A 21,505-nucleotide genomic window follows, 5' to 3' on the forward strand; every position below is an offset into this window, starting at 1 on the left:
ACTGAGCAATAGCCTTTGGCACACCAGGTGCCAAAGGCTGAGCAGAGTTACGGCCTGACAGCCGCTCTATGACTCAAGCGCCCACGTGCACGTCTGTACGTTTTCTGGGCATGCACCCTTGTGCCGATCAACATCCCGGCACGCGAGTGCTGCCCTGCTTCTGAACTAGAACCCCACAGCCTGTCCGTCTCGCCGACTATCGCTGGCAGCCACATAGCCATGGGCAGGATCATCCGACAGCCGCCAGATGAACTGCCCGGAACCGAAGTCCATGTATGGGTCTTCCACGGATTTCAGACGGTTGCCCAATCCCTCCAGCCCGCGTACGGCATCGGCATTCATACTGGCCTCCAGGTCCACCGAGAAATCCCGGTTGACCTTCCAGCGTGGCGCATCGCAGGCCGCCTGGGGCTGCTGCTGGTAATCGAGCATGCGCACCAGGGTCTGTACATGGCCCTGGGGCTGCATGTCGCCGCCCATCACGCCGAAACTCATCTGCGCTACACCGTCACGGGTGAGAAATGCCGGGATGATGGTGTGGAACGGCCGCTTGCCGGGCGCCACCACGTTGGCCGAAGCCGGGTCACTGGAGAAGCCGGCACCGCGGTTCTGCAAGCTGACGCCATAACCCGGCACCACGATGCCGGAACCGAAGCCCATGTAGTTGGACTGGATGAACGAGACCATCATGCCGTCTTCATCGGCCACGCTCAGATACACCGTGCCGCCGGACTTGGGCAGGCCGAACCCGGGGTCGTTGGCCTTGCGCGGGTCGATGGCCCTGGCCCGTTGTGCGAGGTACGCCGGGTCGAGCATCTGCTCGGGCGTGACCTCCATGCTGCGCGGGTCGGCGACGTAGCGGTAAACGTCGGCGAAGGCCAGCTTCATTGCTTCGATCTGCAGGTGCTGAGACGCCGCCGAGTCGACCGGCAGAGCCGCCAGGTCGAAGTGCTCGAGAATGCCCAGCGCGATGAGTGCCGCAATGCCCTGGCCATTCGGCGGGATCTCGTGCACGTCGTAACCACGGTAACGCTGTGAAATCGGCGCGACCCACTCAGGGCGATAGCCCCGTAGATCCGCTGCAGTGAGGTTGCCACCCGTGGCCCGGGCATGGCCGATGATGGCCTCGGCGATCTCACCCTCGTAGAACGCCCGTGCGCCCTGCTCGCCCAGCAGTCGCAAGGTGCGCGCAGCGTCGGCGAAGACGAATTTCTCGCCAGTCTGCGGCGCCCGACCATGGGGCATGAAGGCCTCGGCGAAACCCGGCTGGCCCTGCAGCTCGGGAACCGCTGCCGCCCACTTGTGCGCCACGATCGGGGCGATGGTGATGCCGCGCTCGGCTACCTCCACCGCCGGCGCCAGCACCTCGGCGAAGGGACGTTTGCCGAAACGCTCGTGCAACGCGCCCCAACCGGCTACCGCACCGGGTAGGGTGATCGAATCCCAACCGCGTACCGGCCGTTTCGCATGGCCATGGCCGTCCTCGCCATAGCGCTGGCGGAAGTACTCTGGCGTCCAGGCGCCGGGCGCGGTACCGGATGCGTTGAGCCCGTGCAGCGAGTCGCCGTCCCACACCAAAGCGAAGGCATCACTGCCCAACCCGCAGGAAACCGGTTCGACCACGGTCAGGGTGGCAGCCGCGGCGATGGCCGCATCCACGGCGTTGCCGCCGGCCAGGAGCAGGCGCAGCCCGGCCTGGGCCGCAATGGGGTGGGAGGTCGACACCACATTGCGGGCGAACAACGGGATACGGGTCGTTGGGTAGGGGTTGCGCCAGTCGAACGACATGAAACTCTCCTTCAATGTTTACGGGCCCGGGCGGCGCCCGGCTCCCAGAAAATCACGCGGCGCTGAAGCCAGCGCACGCTCTGTGCCCCGCACAGGCCGATGAAGGCCAGCAGGATGACTCCAGCGAACATGGTCGCGAGGCTCATGCTGACCGAGCTTGAAGCGATCAGATAACCGAGCCCGCGTTGGGCCGACAGGAATTCACCGACCACCGCGCCGATCAGCGCCAGCGACACGCCGATCTGCAGGCCGGCGAATACCTCGCCGGCCGCGGCCGGGAACTTCACGTGGACCAGCAGGTAAAGTCGCGAGGCGGAAAAGGAACGGCAGGCGTCGAGCAGCTCCGGGTCGGTACGCCGAATGCCGTTTACCGTGTTGACGAACAGCGGGAAGAAGCAGACCAGCGCCACCAGCACGATCTTGGAAGTCATGCCGAAGCCGAACCACACCAGAATGATCGGCCCCAGGGCGACCTTGGGGGTTGCCTGCAGGCCGATCAGCAACGGGTAGACGAACCGCTCGAAGGTCTGCGATTCGGCCAGCAAGGCGCCCAAGGTGATCGCCAGCAGGCAACCAATGGCATAGCCGCTGAGCGTCTCGCCCAGGGTGACGCCGATGTGTGGCCACAGGCTGCCATCGGCGAAACCGCCAGCCAGCGCCTGGTAAACCGTCAACGGCGCGGGCAGCAGGTAATCGGGAATCTCCAGCAGGCGTACGGACAGGTCCCAGATCAGGATCAACACCGCCAGGCTGGTCAGGGGGTAAAGCAAGGGCAGCAGTCTACGCATGGGTGAAGTGCCTTCTCAGTTGCTGGCAGAATGCAGTGAAGGTTGGATCGACCAGGGTGTCCAGGCTACGGGGCCGGGGCAGCGTGATCGCCACATCGTCGATGATGCGGCCGGGGCGCGGCGACATGACCAGCACCCGATCGGCCAGGAACACCGCTTCCTGAATGCTGTGGGTGATGAACAGCACCGATTTACGCTGCTGGCTCCAGATGTGCTGCAGCTCCAGGGTCAGCGCCTCGCGGGACAGCGCATCGAGGGCCGCGAACGGCTCGTCCATCAGCAGCAGGCGCGGGTCGTGCAGCAGCATGCGGGCGATTCCGACCCGCTGCTGCATGCCACCCGACAGCTCGAACGGGTAATCGTTGGCGAACGGCGCGAGGCCCACAAGCTCGAGCAATGCCAGTGCCCGCTGACGCGCCTCGGTGATGGGCAGGCCGAGGGTGCGTGCCGGCAGCAGCACGTTGTTCAGCACGGTTTTCCAAGGCAGCAGATTGGGCTTCTGGAACACCACGCCAGTGTGCCGGCTCGGGCCGTCGATGCCCTGCCCGGCCACGCTGACCTGCCCGACGCTGGCCTCGAGCAGGCCCGCCGCGAGCTTGAGGATGGTGGACTTGCCGCAGCCAGACGGCCCGAGCACGGCCACGAACTCGCCGTCTTCGATGCACAGGTTCACCTCGGCCAGGGCCTGGATCTCGCCACGTCGGGTCTGGTAGGTCAGCCCTGTGTCCTGCAGGGTCAGGGCCGCGCTCATGACTGCGCCTCATGGGCGCGTAGCGCATCGGCAAGGAAGGCCAGCACGGCGTGCCAGCTTTCGCGGTTGGCCCGGGCATTGGCGACAGGAGTGCCGCCACCACTGATCAGTACCCCGGCGACCGGATGAATCCGCGCGATCTGAGTGGTCGGCACGAACGGAAAGCCGATGGCATGGCCCGCCCCTTCACCGCGCACATGGGTGACCGGCCAGGCATGGCCGGCCGCCTGCAGATCGGCCTGGATGCGCTCGCTGTAGGCGCTGGACGGCCAAAAGCCATCGTCGCTGCCCGAGATGAGCAACACCGGCCCCTTGATACGCTCAACCGGGATACGCGCCGCCTCGACACTGGCAGCATGTGCCTCCACCGCCACGAATGCCGGCGCCTGGCGAATCGCTGCGCCGGGCTCGGGCGGCTGGTCGAAGGCCCGCCAGTCGGCTGCCGGGTTGTCGCGCCAGACATTGCGCAGCGGCTGGCCTCGCCAGGTCCAGGCATCGGCGTCGCGGGCTTGCTCCGGGCGCCCGGCGCGCAAGGTGCCGTGGATCACCGCACTCGGCACGTAGCCGATCACCGCCGATACCCGCTCGGGAAAGGTGGAGCCCAGCAGCAACGCCAGCTCACCGCCGCGCGACAGCCCGGCGACGGCGATGAAACCGTGTCGCGGCTGCAGCGTGCGCGCCACCCAGTTCAGCGCCTGCTCGAAGTACTCCAGTGGCGTGTCACTGATGTGCTCAGGCAACCCCGGCGCCTTGAAATAGGCCAGCGCCAATGCCGCGTAACCTTGTGCGGCATACAGCGCTGCACGTTGTTCCGGCGTGCCGCCGCCCGAGCCGTTGAGCACAATGACCAAAGGATGAGGGCCTGCAGCCTCGGGGCTGAACAAGGTTGCGCTGAGTCCCTCTTCGCGAATTTCCCGGCGGCTTACGCCGGGGGCGAGAAAGCGCTGGGTGAGCGTGGCCGAAGCACTGGCCCCTGCTGCGTCGCGGACCTGCAAGCGAATCGACAACGGCTCCAGTCCTTCACTGGCTTGCGGCCTACGGGGCGGGCTCAGTTGCCGCAACGCCCATACGGGCGCCAGCGCTTCCAGCTCGCTCCAGTCGCCATCGAATGGCAGCTGGGCATCGATAGCCAGCGCACAGTCGGCCCCGATGTCGAAGCGGGCTTCGCTCTGCCAGAGGCTGCCATCGGGGTGCTCCAGGGTGGTGGTCAGGCAAGCCAGCCCTGGGTTCAGCCCCCCTACGCGAATGCGCCGTGGCTGGTCGATCAGGCCATCGGCAATGTCGATCTCGAACGCCGGACTCATTGCGCCGCCTCTGCGCGCTTACGCAGTGCATCACGGTCGAAGTCGTTGAACACCGGCACGAACTCGTTGGAGAACACCTGCGCCACCGGCACCTCGGCGCTGGGGAACTCGCCAGCTTCGGCCATGGCCTTGACCGCCGCGCGGATCGCCTGCAGGTCGTATTGTCCCGGCACACGCGGGCTGCCGTCCGGGAAATACAGGGTACGTTGCAGGCGCCGACTGAGCAGCGTCTTGGCATCTTCCAGGCCCTTGCCCTGGGCATCGGCAGGCTTGCTTTCCGGGTGCTGGCGCCAGAACGCCTGCACGCAGAACGCCGGATTCACCTCGCACACGAACTGCGCCTCGGTATAGGCACGACCAAAGCGGCGGATCAGGTCCGGGTTTTCGCTGAAGGTGTCCTGGTGCGCGATGAAGCCATTACCGGGGTTTTCCTGAAACACCTCGGGGTACTGGATGCGCCGGGTTTGCGTGCCGGAAAGCTCGAGCATGTCGCCCCAGCTGTTGTTGAAGTTGAGCGCATCCACCTGGCCGCTGCGCAATGCCTGAAAGCCCGCACCGAGCGCGCCGACGGCGACGAACTCGACGTTCTTGCCAGGCTCCAGCCCGGCAACGCGCAGGGCTGCGCGGCTGTTGGGCAGCGTGCCCCAGGTCAGGGCGCCGACGCCGATCTTCTTGCCCTTGAGATCGGCCAGGGTCTTGATCGGCGAATCGGCGAGCACCTGGTACTCCAGGGTCTGACTGGGAACACCGTTGTAGAAATAGCGCAGCGGCAAGGGGTTCTTGTTGAAGTGGCTGGAGAGCACCGGTTCAGCCACCGGAAAACCAAAGGTCACCCGCTTGCTGGCGACCTGCGGAAGCAAGGCGCCGGCGCCCTGGAACACCACGGTACTGACACTCAGCCCCTGCTCCTTGAACAGGCCCAGCTCCTGGGCTGCAGCGTAAGGCGCGCCGTCGTGGACGGCTGGTGGAATGGCCAGGGCGACGGTGACCTCGTCGAGGGCATGGGCTTGGCTGGCAACGGCCAGCGTCAGGGGCAGCAAGGAACGGATAGCGAAGCGCATGGTGGTAGGTCCTAGGCAGATTGCGATTCAGACGGTCCGGTGGTCCGGTCACTGTCCAGGAGGTTTCGCCGAGCCCTGTCGAGCAAGGCCTTGCGGTCGATCTTGTGGGTGGAGGCCAGCGGCAGGCTGTCGAGGAACCACACCCGACGCGGATGCTGGTAGGCCGGTGCATGGGCCAGGGCGAAATCCTTGATGGCCGCCTCCCCGACAGCACTGCCCTGGCGCCGGACGACGAAGGCCATGGGCTTGAACCCTTTGATCTCGTCCTCGACCGGCACCACGCAGGCCTGCTGCACCTCGGGGTGACGCTCGAGAAGCTTTTCCACCTCACCGGGGTAGATGTTCTCGCCGCCACTGACGAACATGTCGTCACGGCGGCCGACGAAGGTATGGAAGCCATCGGCATCACGGTGAAATACGTCGCCGGTAACATAGAAACCATCGACCGTGAACGGTACGGCCAGATCGGTTCGGTTGTGATAGCCGGACATCAAGCCCGGGCTTTTCAGCTCCAGCACGCCCTCGTCGGCCAGCGCGCCCGCCTCGTCACGCAGGCGCACCTGCACGTCCGGATGGGCATGCCCCACCGACAGCGCCGGGCTGGGCAGGCCCTGGGGGTGAGGCCCGAACACCACCGGCCCGCCTTCGGTGGTGCCGTAGGCGTTGATGACCCGCGCATTGGGCAGCAAGCGGTGGATCTGCGCCAGCAGGCTGGCACTCACCGGCGCCGAGCCCATACGCACCACCCGTACCGAGGACAGATCGGCATGCGCCAGCAGCGCCTGCTCGCGCAGCATCATGGCGATCATCGGCGGCACGGCGGTCAGCCAGGTGCAACGGTAGCGCTGGATCGCCTCGATGTAGGCCGCAGCGCCGAACTGCGGCAGCAGCACCGCGGTGGCCCCGCTGGCCAGCACCAGCAGCGCCAGGGCCAGGGCATTCATGTGATACAAGGGCGCGGCGATCAGCGTGCGCTCATCGGCCAGCGGCGTGGCCTGCAATCGGGTGCGCACGATCCACAAATGGGCGCGGTGGCTCAGCACCACACCCTTGGGTTTGCCGGTGGAACCCGAGGTGTAGAGCATCATCGCCGGCTCGTCGCCCTCGGGTTCGAAGGCGCTGAACGCCCCGGGCTCGGTGAACGCCTCGAGGCCCTCCGCCTCCAGCGACACCCAGGCCCTGCCCGCGGCAACCTGTTCATGGGGCGCATCGCAGAACAGCAGGCGCGCACCACTGTCGGCGATGACGAAGTCGATCAGCGCCTTGGGGAAGCGGTGGTTGACCGGCACCGCCACCAGCCCGGCACGCATGATGCCCAGCAGCGCAGCGATCGATGCCGGCGAATTGAAAGCCAGCAGCGCGACACGCTCTCCGGCCACCAGCCCACGGGCCAGCAGGCCATGGGCGATACCATCGGCCCGTGCATCCAGCTCGGCATAGGTGCAACGCGACTCGTTGAGCTGATTGTCCAAACCGATGAACGCCAGTCGCTCGCCAGTGGCCTGCGAGTCGATCACGCGGCCCAGGTTACGGGTCTGCGGATTCATGCCAGGCACTCCAGTACGGTGGCGAACGCCGGGATGGCAATCACCACCCGGTCTGCCGCCTGCCGATGGGGCAAACCAAGGCTCGCCGCACGCTGCGCCAGATCCGCCGGGTCACCACCGCGCAAGCCGATCGACACGAAACGCTCCGGCCGCGCTTGTGCGGCCTCGGGCGCCTGAATATCCCGGGTGCGCCAGGCCTGCTCGTCGATGACCTCGAGTGCGAAACGCCCATCGAAGCGCCCCAGGCGCCCGAAGAGTTCGCGCATGTGCACCGGCTGCTCGCTGACCACCGTCAAGCGCTCGATGCTGTGCACGCCATTGGCATGGCCCAGCCACTCGGGCCGCCATACCAGCTCGGGTGTTTCGTGGTGGCAGAAATACACGCGGCCTGCCTCGAACTGCCCAGGCAGCAGCCGGACGGTACCGAAGCGTGCTTCAACAGAGGCCCCATCGACCTCCACCGGCCTGGAGAAATGCTGCACCGGCTGCACCAGAAAACCGGCCTGCACCAGAGCCGCATGGGTGCGGCGCGGGTCTTCACTGGCCAGCACCAGGCCATCGATGCCGAGGGGGCTGTCGAGAATTTCCTGCCGCAGACGCTCGACCCCGACCGGCAAGCCGATCAGCTCCAGGTAGCCCTCGGCGAACATGATCAGGTTGTTGATCGAGCCGAGGGAATGATGCCCACGCGGCGTGAGGGTGAACCCCAACCCCGCGAAGACCTCTGCCGCCCCATCGAGATCGAAGCGCGCGTTGATGACCAGGTGATCCAGTACCGCACTCATGGAATCACGCCTTCGGTGCAGGCGTGGCATAGACCCCGCGGCCACTGGCGACCAGGTTGCCTTCGCCATCGAAGACCTGCGCCTCGGCCACCGAGAACTGCTTGCCGAACTTGATGACCGTGCCTTTGGCACGCAGATCGCCCTTGGCCGGGCGGTGGTAATCGACTCGCAGGTCGATGGTCGGCACGCCCTTGCCGGTCCTGGAAACCAGCGCCCAGTCCGCGGTCAGGTCGACCAGTGCGGCAAGTATGCCGCCATGGGTGTAACCACCCTCGACGTTGACCACCCACTCTTCGCGCCATGTCGCACTGAGTTCGATGCTGCCCTCGCCCACCGCTTGAACCTGCAGGCCCAGCCATTGGTGATAGGGGCCCTTGAGCAGTTTGGCCTGAATGTCGGCAGCGCTCGGAAGTGTCGTTTCGGTCATGAGATCAATCCTGTTGAGTGTTCAGAAGGTCGTGCAGTCGCCCGCAAACGGGCGACTGCACGGTGCTGATCGATGCAAGCCGATCAAGGGGTGACGACCACCTTGCCCAGCACTTCCCGGTCACGGATCAGCGCCAGGCCTTCAGCGGCCTGTTCGAGGGGCAGGACGCGGTCGATGATCGGGTCGATCTTGCCCTCGGCGATCAGGTCGAGCAGGCCGACCAGGTTGTCTTCGTAGAAGCTGTTCGAGCCTTTGATGTTGAGCTCGAAACTCCACACGTAGCGCAGGTCTTCCTTGGGGTCGTGGCCGGCAGTAGCGCCGCACACCAGCAGCGTGCCGCCACGCTTGATGCACTTGAGCGAAGGCAGCCAGGTGTCGCCGCCGGTGAAGTTGATCACCACGTCCACGCCACCCTCGTAGTTGCGGCGCTGCGGCTTGCCGTACTGGCCGATGGCCCACTTGGAGAAGTCGGTATCGCGGTAGTTGATGACGTGGTCGGCACCCAGCGCCTTGAGGCGCTTGCCCTTCTCGTCGCTGCCGGCACAGGCGATCACCTCGGCGCCCAGCAGTTTTGCGAGAATCACGCAGGCGGTACCCACACCGCCGCTGGCACCGAGGATCAGCACGCGGTCCCCGGCTTTCACGGTGTTGTGGGTGATCAGCATGCGGTGGGCGGTGCCGTAGGCCACCGGCAAGGCCGCTGCCTGTTCGAAACTCACCGCATCGGGAAGGCGGATCAATTGCCGTGCATCGACGCGAGCGTACTCGGCCATGCCGCCATCGACCATTTCGCCCATCAGGCCGACATCGGGTTTCAGCGGGTTGATCAGCACGCGGTCACCGACATTCCACCCCTCCACGCCTTCACCCAGTTCGCTGATGGTGCCGGCCAGGTCGAGGCCGATGACCACCGGCAGCGGCACCTTGATGCCGGGCATGCCCTTCACGGTGAAGACGTCGTGGTAATTGAAGGACGATGCGCCAACGCGAATTACCACGTGTCCGCTGCCCACTGCCGGTATCGGCCTGGTCACGACGCGCAACTGGTCGAGGTCGCCGTGTTCGTCGAGTACCAGGGCTTTCATGGTCTTGCTCACAGTCGTTGTCTCCGTGATTACTGGATGTGTTTGGCTTGGGTGTAGGGTTCGGTGGCGAACAGGTCGTCCTTGAGTTCACCCTTGATCAGGCCGCCTTCGACGAACACCTGATGCTGGCGTCGCAGGGTCTCGATGTCGGCCGGTTCGAAGGCGATACGATTCATGGCATCCCACTGGCCGACGTACACACGGGCATCCTTCTCGGGCAGGTTGGCGCTCTTGCGCAGGATGCGGACGACCTCATCCGGATTCGCCTTGCCCCAGGCGAGCGTGTCGCGCAGGCCGGCGATGACGCGGGCGACAACCTCCGGCTTGTCGTCAACCAGCTTGGCGGCGACCGTGCCGACGCCTATGTACGGCACCGCTTCGGAGTGCGTGAGGGTCTTCCATTCCTCGGCGAAGCTGCCCAGGCGCTTGACCTTCAATTCGTCTTCGAGCTGGGCGATGGTGACCGAACGCAGGGCCGCGCCATCGACCTGCTTTTGCGCCAGGAACTGCGCCAGGCGCGACTCGTTGCCGCCGACCAGGGAGAAATCGTTGGTCTTGATGCCATGGTTGCCGGCCAGCACCGCGCCAGCGATCACCGCCACCGACGAGCCAGCTGGCGACATGCCGATCTTCTTGCCCTTGAGCTCGGCCAGCGAGGTGATCGGCGAGTCGGCCGGCACCACGAACTGCACGTCGGCCGGTTGGGTCGCAGCGAAGATGCGGATCGGCACCCCTTCGGCGGCCGTTGAAAACACCCCGGCCAAGGGAGCGCCGAACGCCAAGTCGATGGAGCCGGCCGCCAGTGCGCGAATCGGCGCATTGACGTCGGGGAAGTGCACGAACTCGGCCTCGATGCCGCGCTTGGCGAGGAAATCCTTGGACTCGAGCACCGAGCCGTAGCCCAGGCTCACGCCGCTGGTCCAGTAACCGATGCGGACCTTGTCCGCCGAATGGGCAGCAAGAGGCAGCACCGCGCTCGCGGCGAGGGCCGCGACGGCAATCAACTTACGCATGTAGTGATCCTTGATAGAGGGAGGAACTAGGGGGTTTTCCAACGGAACAGCCGACGCTCAAGAGGCTTGAGAACACCCGCCTCGAGCGACAACATCAGGGCAACCAGCAGCACGGTCCAAGCGAATACCTGATCGCTCTGCACCAGATCCGCGGCTTGGCGCAGGCGATAACCGATGCCATCGGAGGCACCGAGCGTCTCGGCCACCAGCGATACCCGCCAGCCAAAGCCGAACGCCAGGCGTGCGCCGGAAAAGAAGTACGGCAGAATGCTCGGCAGAGAGATCTTCAGCAGGATCTGCAGCCGCGACAGGCGAAACGAGCGCGCCAGCTCCACGTATTGCCGTTCCACGGTTTTCGCGCCCTGCCAGACGTTGGTCAGGATCAGCGGCATGGCGGTCATGAACACCACGAACACCGTGGTGGCGTCGGAGATGCCGAACCAGATGATCGCGAAGATCGCCCAGATCGCCGACGAAACGGTGTTGAACACTGACAGCACCGGTTCGAAAAAACGCGCCAGTGCCGGGCTGCTGCCCAGCGCCAGCCCCAAGGGCGTGCCCACCAGCGTGGCCAGGGCGAAGCCACTGAACACGCGCCCGAGTGTGGCACTCAGGTCATGCCAGAAGGTGTCGCTGTGCAGCAGATTGCCGAGCGCGGCGAAGACCTTCTCCGGCCCCGGCAAAACGAACGATGGCAGGCGGCTCGCGGCGTACCACCAGAGCAGACCGACTATGGCGATCAGGGCAAAGCGCTGCAGGGCGAGGCTGGAAAATCGCTTGGCAGTTTCCATGTCAGACCTCCAGGCGCAGGCGGCGAACCTGCTCACTGACGGCGGGCTCGGTGGGCACGCGCGGGCGCGGCAAGGCCATCGAATGAATCGCGCGAATGCGACCGGGGCGCGGCTCCAGTACCACCACCCGGTCAGCCAGGACCACGGCCTCCTCCACCTCATGGGTGACGAACAGCACCGTCATCCCGGTGAGTGCCTGCAGGCGCAGCAGCTCATCGTGCATCTGACTGCGGGTCTGCGGATCGAGTTTTGAAAACGGCTCGTCCATCAGCAACACCTGGGGCTTGACCACCAGGCTGCGCGCCAGGGCCACGCGGCTGCGCATGCCGCCAGACAACTGATGCGGCCAGGCTTTCGCAAAGGCCTCCAGCCCCACCAGACGTAACACTTCGGCAACGCGCTGGTCACGTTCCGCCTTAGCGATGCCGATGCCCTCCAGCCCAAAGGCGACATTGGCCTGTACGGTGCGCCAGGGCAGCAGACGATCCTCCTGAAACAGATAGGCGATGCGTCGCCAGTCACTGAACGCCGCCACGCTTTCACCAAAGAGGCGAAGCTGCCCCTGATCCTCAGCCAACAGCCCGGAGACGATGTTGAGCAAGGTGCTCTTGCCGCACCCCGACGTGCCCAGCAGCGCGACTATTTCGCCCTGCCCGACGTCGAAGGAAATATCACGCAGCACCTCGAGTGCATCGAAGCGCTTGCCCACGCCCTGCAGGCTGATCGCCGCTGTCGAAAGGTGCTGCTGCAGCGCCGCGTTCATCGGGCCAATCTCGCGGCCAACAGTGGCAGCGACGCGCCGGCTTCGCTGAGGCTGGCATAGACCTTTTCCAGCGTCATGGCCTGAAAGGTCTCGATGTGCCGGCGGGCAATCAGCTCGGCGCGCTTGCCGTCGCCGTCTTCGAACGCGGCGATCATCGCGTTGTGATCATGCTTGATCTCGGGTTTGGTGCCCTGGACGTTGAAGCCCAGTGCTACCAGGCGAGTCATCTCGTCCATCAGGCCGGACAGTGTGCGCAACAGACGCTCATTACCCGCAGCTCTGGCGATCTCCAGGTGGAATGCCTTATTGGCGTCCATGAACACGTCGATCTGATCAGGCAGCGGCACCGGGTGGCGTACCCGGCAAGCTGCCTCCAACACGCGAAGGCGCTCGATGTCGACGCGGCCGACCGCCAGACGAGCCGCCAGCGGCTCAAGCTGCACGCGCAGGGTGAACACTTCCTCGACATCCTTCACCGTCACCGGCGCAACCTGATAGCCCTTACGTGGCAGCGACTGAATGAAGCCTTCGTGGGCCAGGCGAGTAAGGGCGATGCGGCAGCTGCTCTTGCCAATTCCATAGGCCTCCATCAACCCTGGCTCGGTCATCAACGCACCGGGCATCAGCCGGCAGGAGAGGATGTCGCGACGAATGCGAGCGTAAGCCGAATCACCCTGACTGGTGGTGTCGACTGGCTGGGAAGATGATGCAATGGATAACGACATTCGGCAGCCTATCAAGTGGCAGTGAGCAGCTCACAGGGCCGGCCTGTGGTGCCTACGGATAGCCGCTAACCTAGACTAGAAGAGGTCGATTTCGAACGAATTAATTCCGCTATATATATAAACGGGAGGTATAGACTGAGCTTCTCAAGAAAACTTTAGCGTATATAAAAACCGCTAGGAGCCTTATCGTGCGCGGCCTGAAGCTTTGGTTGAGCATGCCCTCACCACCCTCAGGGCCGCCTCCAGGCAGCGTCTGATAGCCATATTTTTTAGGTGTGCGCGGTCGGCGCAACCTGAGCGCCAGCAACCGATGCGCCTGACGGACACGACTGCGATACGTCTGCCAGGCGTTCTCGTGTGAAGACTTGGCGCGCCGCTGCCGTCACGACATGGCTGATGGGTACGGCGCTCGAACGGCACAAGAGCAGCGTGAAGCGCTGCTCAGCGCATCACTGCGGCAGGCACTGCCGAATCGCATCCGTGGCAACCTCGACATCCTCGAGCGTGGTGTAGCGCCCCAGGCTCAGACGGATGCTGCGATAAGCCTGGGTTGCATCCAGGCCCAGCGCGAGAAGCACGTGAGACGGCGCATTGCTGGCCGAATTGCACGCCGACGTGGACGAAAAAGCCAGGCTACGGCTCAGACTTTCGACATTGAACCAGGGGTTATCGATGCGCAGATTTAACGTGTGCGGCACACGTTGGGTACCACAGCCATTGAGCTGCACGCCGGGAAGGTTTAGTAAGCCTTCGCGCATTTGCACGCTGAGCTGCGCGATACGCCGGTTCTCCTCGTCCATTACCTCATTTGCTAATGCGAACGCGCTGCCCATGCCCACGATCTGGTGAGGGGCCAGGGTGCCGGAGCGCAGGCCCTGTTCATGGCCACCACCATGAATCTGTGCTTGTACCAGCGGGCGCGCACGCTCCCCCACGTAGAGTGCGCCAATGCCTTTGGGGCCATAGGTCTTGTGCGCCGAAAACGACATCAAATCCACCGCCAGATGGGACAGATCGATCTTCACCTTGCCGGTAGCCTGGGCGGCGTCCACGTGAAACAGCGCGCCACGCTGGCGAACCCGCTCGCCGATCGCTGCAATGTCGGTCAGGGTGCCGAGCTCGTTGTTGACGCGCATCAGCGACACCAGCAGGGTGTCGTCACGCAACGCTGCGGCGACCGCATCAGGCTGGATCAGTCCATCACCATCGGGCTGCAACCAGGTGACGTCGAAGCCCTCTAGCTCCAGCTGCCGGGCAGTATCGAGCACAGCCTTGTGTTCCAGGCTACTGGTCACGATATGCCGGCGTCCCTTTGTTGCGGCTGCCACGCCTTTGAGCGCCAGATTGTTGGATTCGGTAGCACCCGAGGTCCACACCAGGTTATCGGCAGTAGTGCCGACCAATTCGGCAACCTGCCGACGCGCCGTCTCTACTGCAACACGTGCCCGTTGCCCAAACGAATGCGAGGATGACGCCGGGTTGCCGAAAATCGTCTTGCGCCCCATGTGGGCCAGCATGTCCTGAATCACGACATCATCGATAGGAGTGGTGGCAGCGTAGTCGAAATAGCGCTCTGTCATGGGATACGGCCTTCTGGGTCGAAAAAACGCCACCTAAAGCGGCGGATCAGAGCGAATATGCTAGGGGAAAGGTACAAGAATAAATTTGATATTTAGCTGCTACCTTCAAGCAAAAAAGAAATTTAATTCCACTAAAAATCATTTCAACGGAATTTATTTCCAATAATATTTGATTAAGTGCTTTGGTTATTCCTCAATCATCTTAACGAGCTACACCATGGATAAGTTCGATCACGCCATCCTCAGTCTTCTGCAGCACGACTGCACCCTCGCGCTGGGCGAAATGGCCGAGCGCGTAGGCCTGAGCAACACCGCCTGCTGGCGACGCGTTCAAAAGCTGGAAGAGAGCAAGGTGATTCGCGCGCGGGTGGCGCTGCTGGAGCCGCGCCAGGTCGGTGTTCCGGTCACGGTTTTCGCCTTCGTGCGCACCAATCAGCACAATGCCGACTGGCTCAAGCAGTTTCATGACAAGGTGTCGGCCATTGACGAAGTGGTGGACTTCTACCGGCTGGCTGGCGTCACCGATTACCTGCTGCGTGTGGTCGTACCGGACATCGAAGGCTACGACGCGGTTTACAAGCGGCTGATTGAGATACCCGGCATCGCGGATATCAGCTCCAGTTTTGCCATGGAGCGTATCAAGTCCACTACCGCCCTGCCCCTGCCTGCCGGTATCTAGCCCGAAGTGAATAATTGCACCAGTCGGTTGTCACTTACCGAGCCTGAGATCCAGGCCCTGGTAGCCATGCAAAGCCCAGGGATCGCATCCGCTGCCACAAGGGGTATGCGCCATTGACCATTAACTGCGAACAGCCGTGCTCGCGATTCACTTAGCTCACCAGGTGCTGTGTCGTCGGCCCGTTGGGTACGCCGAGCAATACGCCCGCTGTTCACGGCGGGCGTCACAGCATAATTGCCCGCTTACCAGAAGGTTCCACGTAAGGTCAGTGTGAAGTTGCGTGGCTCACCGTAGTAATTGCCGTATTCGGAGGTACCGACACTGGCGTAATAGGTACGATCGAGAAGATTGCGACCATTGAGGGCCACGGTCCAATTCTCATCTATGTCGTACTCGACCATCGCATCGTAGAGCGCGTAGCCCGATTGACTGAAGTCGTAGTCATGGCTATCGACGGCATTACCAGCATTATCGAAACGATATGCCTTGCCCGATACGTAGGTAGGACTGGTTGCCGTTACACCACCGCCGACGCGCCAATCCGAGAGAGAACCTGGCAGGGTATAGACGCTCCACAGCTTGAGCATGTGCTTGGGCGTGATCGTGCTGTGCAACGTCGACTCAGTGTCATTGCGCACCTGGTTATAGGTGTAGCCGGCCAGCAATTGCCAACCTGGCGCAATTTCCCCACTGGCTTCCAGGTCGATGCCCTTGCTGGTGATCTTGTCCTGAGCGAGGAAGCAGCAGGATCCGCTATAGCCGAACGGTGGATTGGGATAGGCAGGGTCCGTCACTGCCTGATTCTCACGGGTGATGTAGAACAGCGCGGCGCTGACGTTCATCGCGCCCCCGAACAACTCGCCCTTCAGGCCAGTTTCGTAGGCCTTCCCTGTCATGGGCTCGATGGAGGTCGGTGCATCCTCGGGCGCCTGCATGCTCAGCGATTGCGGTTTGAACATTTGCGAATAGCTGGCATAGGCCGACCATTCGTCATTGAGGGCATAGATCACGCCTCCGTAAGGGATCAGCGTCGTCCCCACTCGATCGTGCACTGGGTCATCCGTCGTCCAGCCACCCGTGCCATCGGTATTGGCAGCCGTACTGTATGCATGCTCGAACTTGTAGCGCTGGGCTCGCGCGCCCAGCACTAGCTTGAGGGGATCGGTGAGTTGCAGACGCAGGGTCGAATACGCCCCATATTGCTCTCGGGTGTTGGGAGCGTAGTCACGCCAGAAACCACGGCTCGTTCCAGTGTCCGGCAGCGGAGTAGCGCTCGGATTCCACAGGTCAATCAACCCACCCTTGCCGTTCACGCCCAGCGCCGCGCGCCAGCGGCTGGTGACTTTCTGGTAATCGGCCCCCAACAGCAATTCATGCCGACGGCCGAAGGCCTCGAAACCCCCAGAGAGATTCACATCGAATACCGATTGCTTGCTCCAGCTGGACACGTAGCTGCCCCACCAGTAGGTGCCGGTATCCGTTGTTTCATCCACCGAACCGTAGGGGATGATGCCCTCGGTGCTGGCCGTATTGAAGGAGTGGGTGTAGGAAGTATTGAGTGTCCAATCCTCGTTGAAGTGGTGATCGAGCTTGGCGAACCACTCTCGAGATTCACTGTCGCTCCACGCACGGTTGTTGGTGAACCAACGGTGCCGCGGCAACTTCAGGTCACCGCCAGTGCTGTAACGCGGCAAGCCGTCACCCGTGCCATTTTCTTTTACCTTGTCGTAGCTGCCGCCGAGAGTCAGCAGGGTGTCGTCGGTCAGATCGGCTTCGACGATGCCATACAGGAAGGGCTTCTCGGTGCTGCGGTTGTCCATGAAATACTGGCGATCGGTGTAGGCTGCCACGGCACGACCACGCAAGCGGCCTTCGAATCCCAACGGGCCGGTCAGGTCGACCTCGCTGCGGTAGTTGTCCCAGGAGCCGGCGGAGGTATTGAACTTGAGTTGGTAACTGTCCAGCGGGCGCTTGCGTACCAGATTGACGATGGCGCCTGGATCGCCGCTACCGCCCAGCAGTGCACTGGCGCCTCGCAGCACCTCGACATGATCGTAGGCCGCCATGTCGTACTGCCGCTCACTGTAAAAGGTACCCACGCCAGTACCGATATCCATGGGCGCGGCGCCGTCGATCTGCAAGTTGTCGATGCCGAAGCCGCGGGAGTAGAACGCCAGGGTGTTGTAGTTGGCATTGCGTAGCGTGATGCCGGGTGTCCACTTCATCGCGTCGGCCAAGGCCGTCATGCGTTGGTCCTCGATCATCTGCTGGCTGATGATCGATACCGCCTGTGGCGTATCCTTGAGGCTGACCGGCGTCTTGGAACCCACGCTGACCAGGCCTGTGGTGTAGGAACCGCTATTCTCGGTGGCCTCCCCCATGCCCTGCCCCTGAATCAGCGTCGCGCCAAGATCCAGTGCATTGCTCGCTGAAACCGGTTCGGCCACCACAAAGCTGCCATCTGCCGTTTTCTCCACGCTCAGGACCGAGCCGCGTAGCAGCTGTTGCAAGGCCTGCTCGACGCTCAGCTCGCCACTCAACGCTGGAGCCCGCAGGCCTTCGGCGCTATCGGTGGCGAACAGTATGCGCGTGCCGGTCTGTTCGGCCAGGGCATTGAGCGCCTGGTCCAGCGGCTGGGCGGACAAATTGACGCTGTGCCTGGCCTCTTGGGCATGCAGGCTGGAAGCCAGCAGGATGCTGGCAGTCAACAGTGACAGCCGGCCAAACCTCGAGCGGCGCGATGGTGCGTTGTTGTTCATGGAGCTCCCCAATGACGCGATCAGAAATGACGTTCACGGGAGAAGGCGGATGAGCGTCGCGGGATGTTGAGGTCGGAATGTGAAAAATTCTCGTTTATTGTTGATAGCACTGTGGCGAGAGCGAACACGGGTCCGATTTATAGGAACGGGGCATGCCCGTGATTTAGCGCCCATTGCGCTCACACGGTAGTTCGCAGAACGCTTGTTTCTCTATCGCCCGCTCACCACAACGCTGCCATCGCCACCGCGGCTGAGCATCACCGGCAGGATGGCCGGCAACAGGTCGATCAGTGATTCCACCGCCGCACTGTCGAACTCGCCGGACACCCGCAGCTCGCCAAGACGCGGATCGGCCAGGCGAATCGGTGCCTGGCGGTAACGGCGGATATCGGCGAGCACGTCACGCAACGGTGTGCCATCGAAGCGCAGCTTGCCCTGCTGCCATGCGGTCGCGCGGAGCGGGTCGAGCGAGGTCACAGAGCCCAGCCGCTCGCCACTGGCCAGCAGTTGCTGGCCACCATTCAGGCGCTGCGGTGCAGCCTGAGCCGTCGATACGTCCACCGCGCCGTCAATGACGGCGACAGCCACCCCGCGGCTGTCGCTGCGCACGTTGAACACAGTGCTGATGTCGCGCACCGCCACGCCCTGGCTGCGCACGATGAAGGGCTTGTCGCCCGGCGCCACGGTGAAGGTCGCCTCGCCGTCCAGCAGCTCGAATTGCCGGCTGCGCAAGCGCTGTTCGATACGCAGATGGGTCGCGCTATTGAGGGCGATCCGGCTGCCGTCGGCCATCAGCAAATGGTCACGCTGGCCGTAGGCCGTACGAATCTCGTCGCTATGCCAGGCCGGATCGACGGCCCATAGCAACGCAGCCACTGCAACTAGCGAAAGGCTACCGCCGAGCAGTTGCTTACGCCGCCGCTGGCGGGCCGTCTGCGCCTTGGCCTCCGCCAGCAGCGCTTCGCGAGACGGCACTCGATTGCGCAGTGCCTGCTCGAATGGCGTCAGCGGGTCATTGCCATCAGGGCGGTGGGGTTCAGCCATGACTCAGCGACGTCCTGCCAGGGCTTGGCGCGCCGGTTCCCAGTTCTGGGCGATGCCGCGCATAGCTCGGGCGAAATGTTGAGTGACCATGTTTACCGAAATGCCCAGCTCGTCAGCGATATCACGCTGTGGCATATCGTGGATGCGGTGCAGCAGAAAGACTTGTCGCGCCCGGGCCGGCAGCGCATCGATGATGGCCAACAGCGCCTCGAGTTGCTGTTCGAAATCCAGCGCCGCCGCACCGTCGAGCCCATGCACATGCAAATCGGGTACGTCGGCAGTCGGCTCGAAATAGGCGTCACGGGTGATGTCCGCACGCCGACGGTCGATGGCGCGATTGAAGGATGTACGGCGCAAGAAAGCGAACGGCAGCTTGACCGCCTGCTGGGGTGGCTTCTCCAGTAGCTGCAGGCAAACGTCGTGTACTACATCTCGGGCGAATTGGCTGCCGTGAAAGCGCCGACGAATATAGGCGACCAAGTCATCGTAGTGCAGCGCCAGAGCGCTGATGAGTTCCGAACTGGGAGGAGACTTGGCCATGAGAAGAATGCGGCTAACTGAAAGTGAGTCGCATTATATATAAACACCCGCAGTTGCCTATCCTGGGCAGACCTTGATTTCGGCCTTTGCAAACATGCATGGTCCTACGGAAGTGAATTTCGTTTTTTCGCTCGCTTGATCAGATTTCAGAAGCATCGCCGCCCTGCTTTTGGGCAATCTAAGCGCCCGCGCGACGATGGTCCTCGGCCAGAAGATGACCGTCCATGTTCTGCGTGCGCTTGAGCATGGCGGCCACGACGTTTTCTGCGACAGGCCCCATCAAAGCCGATCAGCAGGAAACTAGGCAGTCGTCGATTCACCCGGCAACGCTTGCCGATCAGGAACGCATCATCTGCGCCGCCTGCTCGGTGGCTTCCGTCGTCCGGGTCGCTAGCTTTCGCACCTCATCGGCCACCACAGCGAAACCTCTTCCCGCCTCCCCGGCTCGGGCCGCCTCGATCGCCGCGTTCAACGCGAGTAAGTTGGTCTGGCTAGCAATGCTCTGGATGGTGCCGACAATCTGCGTGAGCTTCACGATGTTGGCTTCCAGACTGCGCTGGTGAGCTGCCTCGGTCTCGCGCATGGCGTTCTGCTGATGCTCGAGATCAACGTCCACCAAGGCACCGACCACACGCAGCGGCGCGCCTGCGGCGTCACGCTTGGTCTGCCCGCGAGCCCGGAACCAGCGGTACTCTCCGCTCTTCATCTTCAAGCGGTATTCGATGTCGAAAGGCGTCTTGCCTGAACGGTCGTTCAGGTGGGCCTGGAACGCTTCGAGGCTGTAGGCCTTGTCCTCTGGATGCAAGCGCGATGCCCAGCTGTCCAACACATCAGGGAACTCCTCAATCGTCTCGAAGCCCAGTAGGCGACGGAACTGCGGCGACCACCAGAACGGGTTCTTCGGGTTGACCGGGTCACCGGCGATCACCTCCATGTCCCAGAGGCCGTCCGAGAGCATTTCTCGGGCAAGCTCGAAGCGAGTGATGATTACATCGTGCTCCTCCTCACGCTGCAGCTCATCGTGGATATCCCGTAGCGCCCCGGCGACACGCAGCGGTACGCCACGGCTATCACGAAGGGTTTCGCCCTGGGCGAAGAACCAGCGGTAGGTGCCATCCTTCATGGCCAGGCGATTTCTGACCCGATAAGGGGTCATGCCGGACTTGTCGTTCAAGTGCCGAGCGAAGGCATCCAGCGTCGCCGCCTTGTCCTCGGGATGCAGGCGGTCGGCCCAGCTGGCCAGTACGTTGGGAAAGTCTCGCTCATCACGAAAACCCAGCATGGCCCTGAGCTGCGGCGACCACCAAAACTGGTTGCGCGGGTTCACTGGGTCCCCTGCTACCACCTCCATATCCCAGAGACCTTCGCTGGAAGCTCTGTTGACCAGATCGAAGCGCGTCTCTGAGGCGCGCGCGCCAGCATCTGCTTCAGCCAACATGCGCCGCGCGGCCGCCAGCTCGCGTTCAAGCTCGGCAATGCGTGCGTCATTCTGCACAGCTTTCTGTTCGCGTGAGGTCCATTCACGCTGCACTTCTACCCAGTTGGCGGCCCTACGGCTGGCCGCGCCTTTGGCGGAGATCGGGAGCGAAGCGCTCAGTTGCTTGAGAGCCTGGAGCTCACTGCGCGGACGAAAGAGATGGAGCATGGTTCGGTACTCGGAGGAAATGCTAGAAATGCCGAATCCATGGCGAACGGGGGTGCTTTTCAGCTGGCTGGCAACGCTGTGCCGGAGATAGATGAGCTGTCAGCGTCGGATAGGACTGACGCGGCAGCGGAAAGGTTGCGCCTTTTTTGCCATCATTATGATATCGAACTTCGCGGGCAGCGCGTGCGACATCGCTAACCGACTTTGCAGCTCAGCCTTGAAATGGCAAGCAGGCTCAGCGCCCGGATAGCAAGCGCTGAACTACCCCCTTCAGCTCCATCACGGAGAAGGGCTTGAGCAGCAATTCAGTCTGGCCGCACTTATTACAGCGATTCGAGCTAGCTGTAACTGATGCTGAGTGCGCCGCACCTGCGTGCATGCGCCCGAGGCGATGTCGAATGGCCAGCCGTCGCCCCTCGACCATCAAGGC

General features: G+C 63.2%; 18 protein-coding genes and 2 pseudogenes. 1 reads left to right on the top strand and 19 read right to left on the bottom strand.

Going from position 1 to position 21,505, the window contains the following annotated elements; genetic code table 11:
* Nucleotides 1–165 precede the first annotated feature (165 nt).
* The 14 genes from BVH06_RS03445 to BVH06_RS03510 all read right to left on the bottom strand — a co-directional run bounded on the left by BVH06_RS03445 (nt 166) and on the right by BVH06_RS03510 (nt 14,408).
* On the bottom strand, nt 166–1,788 hold the full coding sequence (locus BVH06_RS03445; RefSeq protein ID WP_075933200.1) for a gamma-glutamyltransferase family protein: 1,623 nt from the start codon (nt 1,786–1,788) through the stop codon (nt 166–168).
* 11 nt (nt 1,789–1,799) lie between these two features.
* Nucleotides 1,800–2,576: an ABC transporter permease gene (locus BVH06_RS03450; RefSeq protein WP_075933201.1), complete on the bottom strand. Its 777-nt coding sequence runs from the start codon at nt 2,574–2,576 to the stop codon at nt 1,800–1,802.
* Nucleotides 2,569–3,327 (bottom strand): ABC transporter ATP-binding protein, encoded by a 759-nt coding sequence (locus tag BVH06_RS03455; RefSeq protein WP_075933203.1) that lies wholly within the window; start codon nt 3,325–3,327, stop codon nt 2,569–2,571. Before BVH06_RS03455 ends, BVH06_RS03450 begins: the two co-directional genes overlap by 8 nt.
* Nucleotides 3,324–4,631, bottom strand: coding sequence for an acyl-CoA thioester hydrolase/BAAT C-terminal domain-containing protein (locus tag BVH06_RS03460; RefSeq protein ID WP_075933204.1), 1,308 nt, complete (start codon nt 4,629–4,631; stop codon nt 3,324–3,326). Before BVH06_RS03460 ends, BVH06_RS03455 begins: the two co-directional genes overlap by 4 nt.
* Nucleotides 4,628–5,692 (bottom strand): ABC transporter substrate-binding protein, encoded by a 1,065-nt coding sequence (locus BVH06_RS03465; RefSeq protein WP_075933206.1) that lies wholly within the window; start codon nt 5,690–5,692, stop codon nt 4,628–4,630. The genes BVH06_RS03460 and BVH06_RS03465 overlap by 4 nt, the downstream gene beginning before the upstream one ends.
* 11 nt (nt 5,693–5,703) lie before the next feature.
* Entirely contained in the window at nt 5,704–7,239 is a 1,536-nt protein-coding gene (locus tag BVH06_RS03470; protein ID WP_075933208.1) for a class I adenylate-forming enzyme family protein, read from the bottom strand.
* The gene (locus BVH06_RS03475) at nt 7,236–8,024 is read right to left on the bottom strand and encodes a VOC family protein (protein WP_075933209.1); all 789 of its coding nucleotides are present in this window, start codon (nt 8,022–8,024) and stop codon (nt 7,236–7,238) included. Before BVH06_RS03475 ends, BVH06_RS03470 begins: the two co-directional genes overlap by 4 nt.
* 4 nt (nt 8,025–8,028) lie before the next feature.
* Entirely contained in the window at nt 8,029–8,451 is a 423-nt protein-coding gene (locus tag BVH06_RS03480; RefSeq protein ID WP_075930466.1) for a PaaI family thioesterase, read from the bottom strand.
* An 83-nt stretch (nt 8,452–8,534) separates the two neighbouring features.
* Complete coding sequence (locus BVH06_RS03485; RefSeq protein WP_075933210.1) at nt 8,535–9,548, bottom strand: zinc-binding dehydrogenase; 1,014 nt, start codon at nt 9,546–9,548, stop codon at nt 8,535–8,537.
* A 17-nt stretch (nt 9,549–9,565) separates the two neighbouring features.
* Nucleotides 9,566–10,549, bottom strand: coding sequence for an ABC transporter substrate-binding protein (locus BVH06_RS03490; protein WP_075930468.1), 984 nt, complete (start codon nt 10,547–10,549; stop codon nt 9,566–9,568).
* A 26-nt stretch (nt 10,550–10,575) separates the two neighbouring features.
* Entirely contained in the window at nt 10,576–11,340 is a 765-nt protein-coding gene (locus tag BVH06_RS03495) for an ABC transporter permease (protein WP_075930469.1), read from the bottom strand.
* A 1-nt stretch (nt 11,341) separates the two neighbouring features.
* Nucleotides 11,342–12,103, bottom strand: a complete 762-nt coding sequence (locus BVH06_RS03500) for an ABC transporter ATP-binding protein (RefSeq protein WP_075933211.1) — start codon at nt 12,101–12,103, stop codon at nt 11,342–11,344.
* Nucleotides 12,100–12,828 (bottom strand): GntR family transcriptional regulator, encoded by a 729-nt coding sequence (locus BVH06_RS03505; RefSeq protein ID WP_075933212.1) that lies wholly within the window; start codon nt 12,826–12,828, stop codon nt 12,100–12,102. The genes BVH06_RS03500 and BVH06_RS03505 overlap by 4 nt, the downstream gene beginning before the upstream one ends.
* Before the next feature lie 449 nt (nt 12,829–13,277).
* The gene (locus BVH06_RS03510) at nt 13,278–14,408 is read right to left on the bottom strand and encodes a cysteine desulfurase family protein (RefSeq protein ID WP_075933213.1); all 1,131 of its coding nucleotides are present in this window, start codon (nt 14,406–14,408) and stop codon (nt 13,278–13,280) included.
* Between the two features lie 217 nt (nt 14,409–14,625).
* Between BVH06_RS03510 and BVH06_RS03515 the strand changes: the two genes are divergently transcribed.
* Entirely contained in the window at nt 14,626–15,087 is a 462-nt protein-coding gene (locus tag BVH06_RS03515) for an Lrp/AsnC family transcriptional regulator (RefSeq protein WP_075933214.1), read from the top strand.
* Between the two features lie 242 nt (nt 15,088–15,329).
* Here the strand turns inward: BVH06_RS03515 and BVH06_RS03520 are convergent, their stop codons facing one another.
* The 5 genes and pseudogenes from BVH06_RS03520 to BVH06_RS26135 form a co-directional block, all read right to left on the bottom strand.
* Nucleotides 15,330–17,846, bottom strand: coding sequence for a TonB-dependent siderophore receptor (locus BVH06_RS03520; RefSeq protein ID WP_075933215.1), 2,517 nt, complete (start codon nt 17,844–17,846; stop codon nt 15,330–15,332).
* 210 nt (nt 17,847–18,056) lie between these two features.
* Nucleotides 18,057–18,890, bottom strand: a complete 834-nt coding sequence (locus BVH06_RS03525) for a FecR family protein (protein ID WP_075933216.1) — start codon at nt 18,888–18,890, stop codon at nt 18,057–18,059.
* A gap of 3 nt (nt 18,891–18,893) precedes the next feature.
* Complete coding sequence (locus BVH06_RS03530) at nt 18,894–19,430, bottom strand: RNA polymerase sigma factor (RefSeq protein ID WP_075933217.1); 537 nt, start codon at nt 19,428–19,430, stop codon at nt 18,894–18,896.
* Between the two features lie 346 nt (nt 19,431–19,776).
* Nucleotides 19,777–20,061, bottom strand: a pseudogene (locus BVH06_RS26185) (methyl-accepting chemotaxis protein); the annotation flags it as partial.
* A pseudogene (locus BVH06_RS26135) lies at nt 20,062–21,075 on the bottom strand (PAS domain-containing protein); the annotation flags it as partial.
* Nucleotides 21,076–21,505 lie beyond the last annotated feature (430 nt).

The sequence above is a fragment of the Pseudomonas sp. PA27(2017) genome (genome assembly GCF_001945445.1).
Classification (GTDB): Bacteria; Pseudomonadota; Gammaproteobacteria; order Pseudomonadales; family Pseudomonadaceae; genus Aquipseudomonas.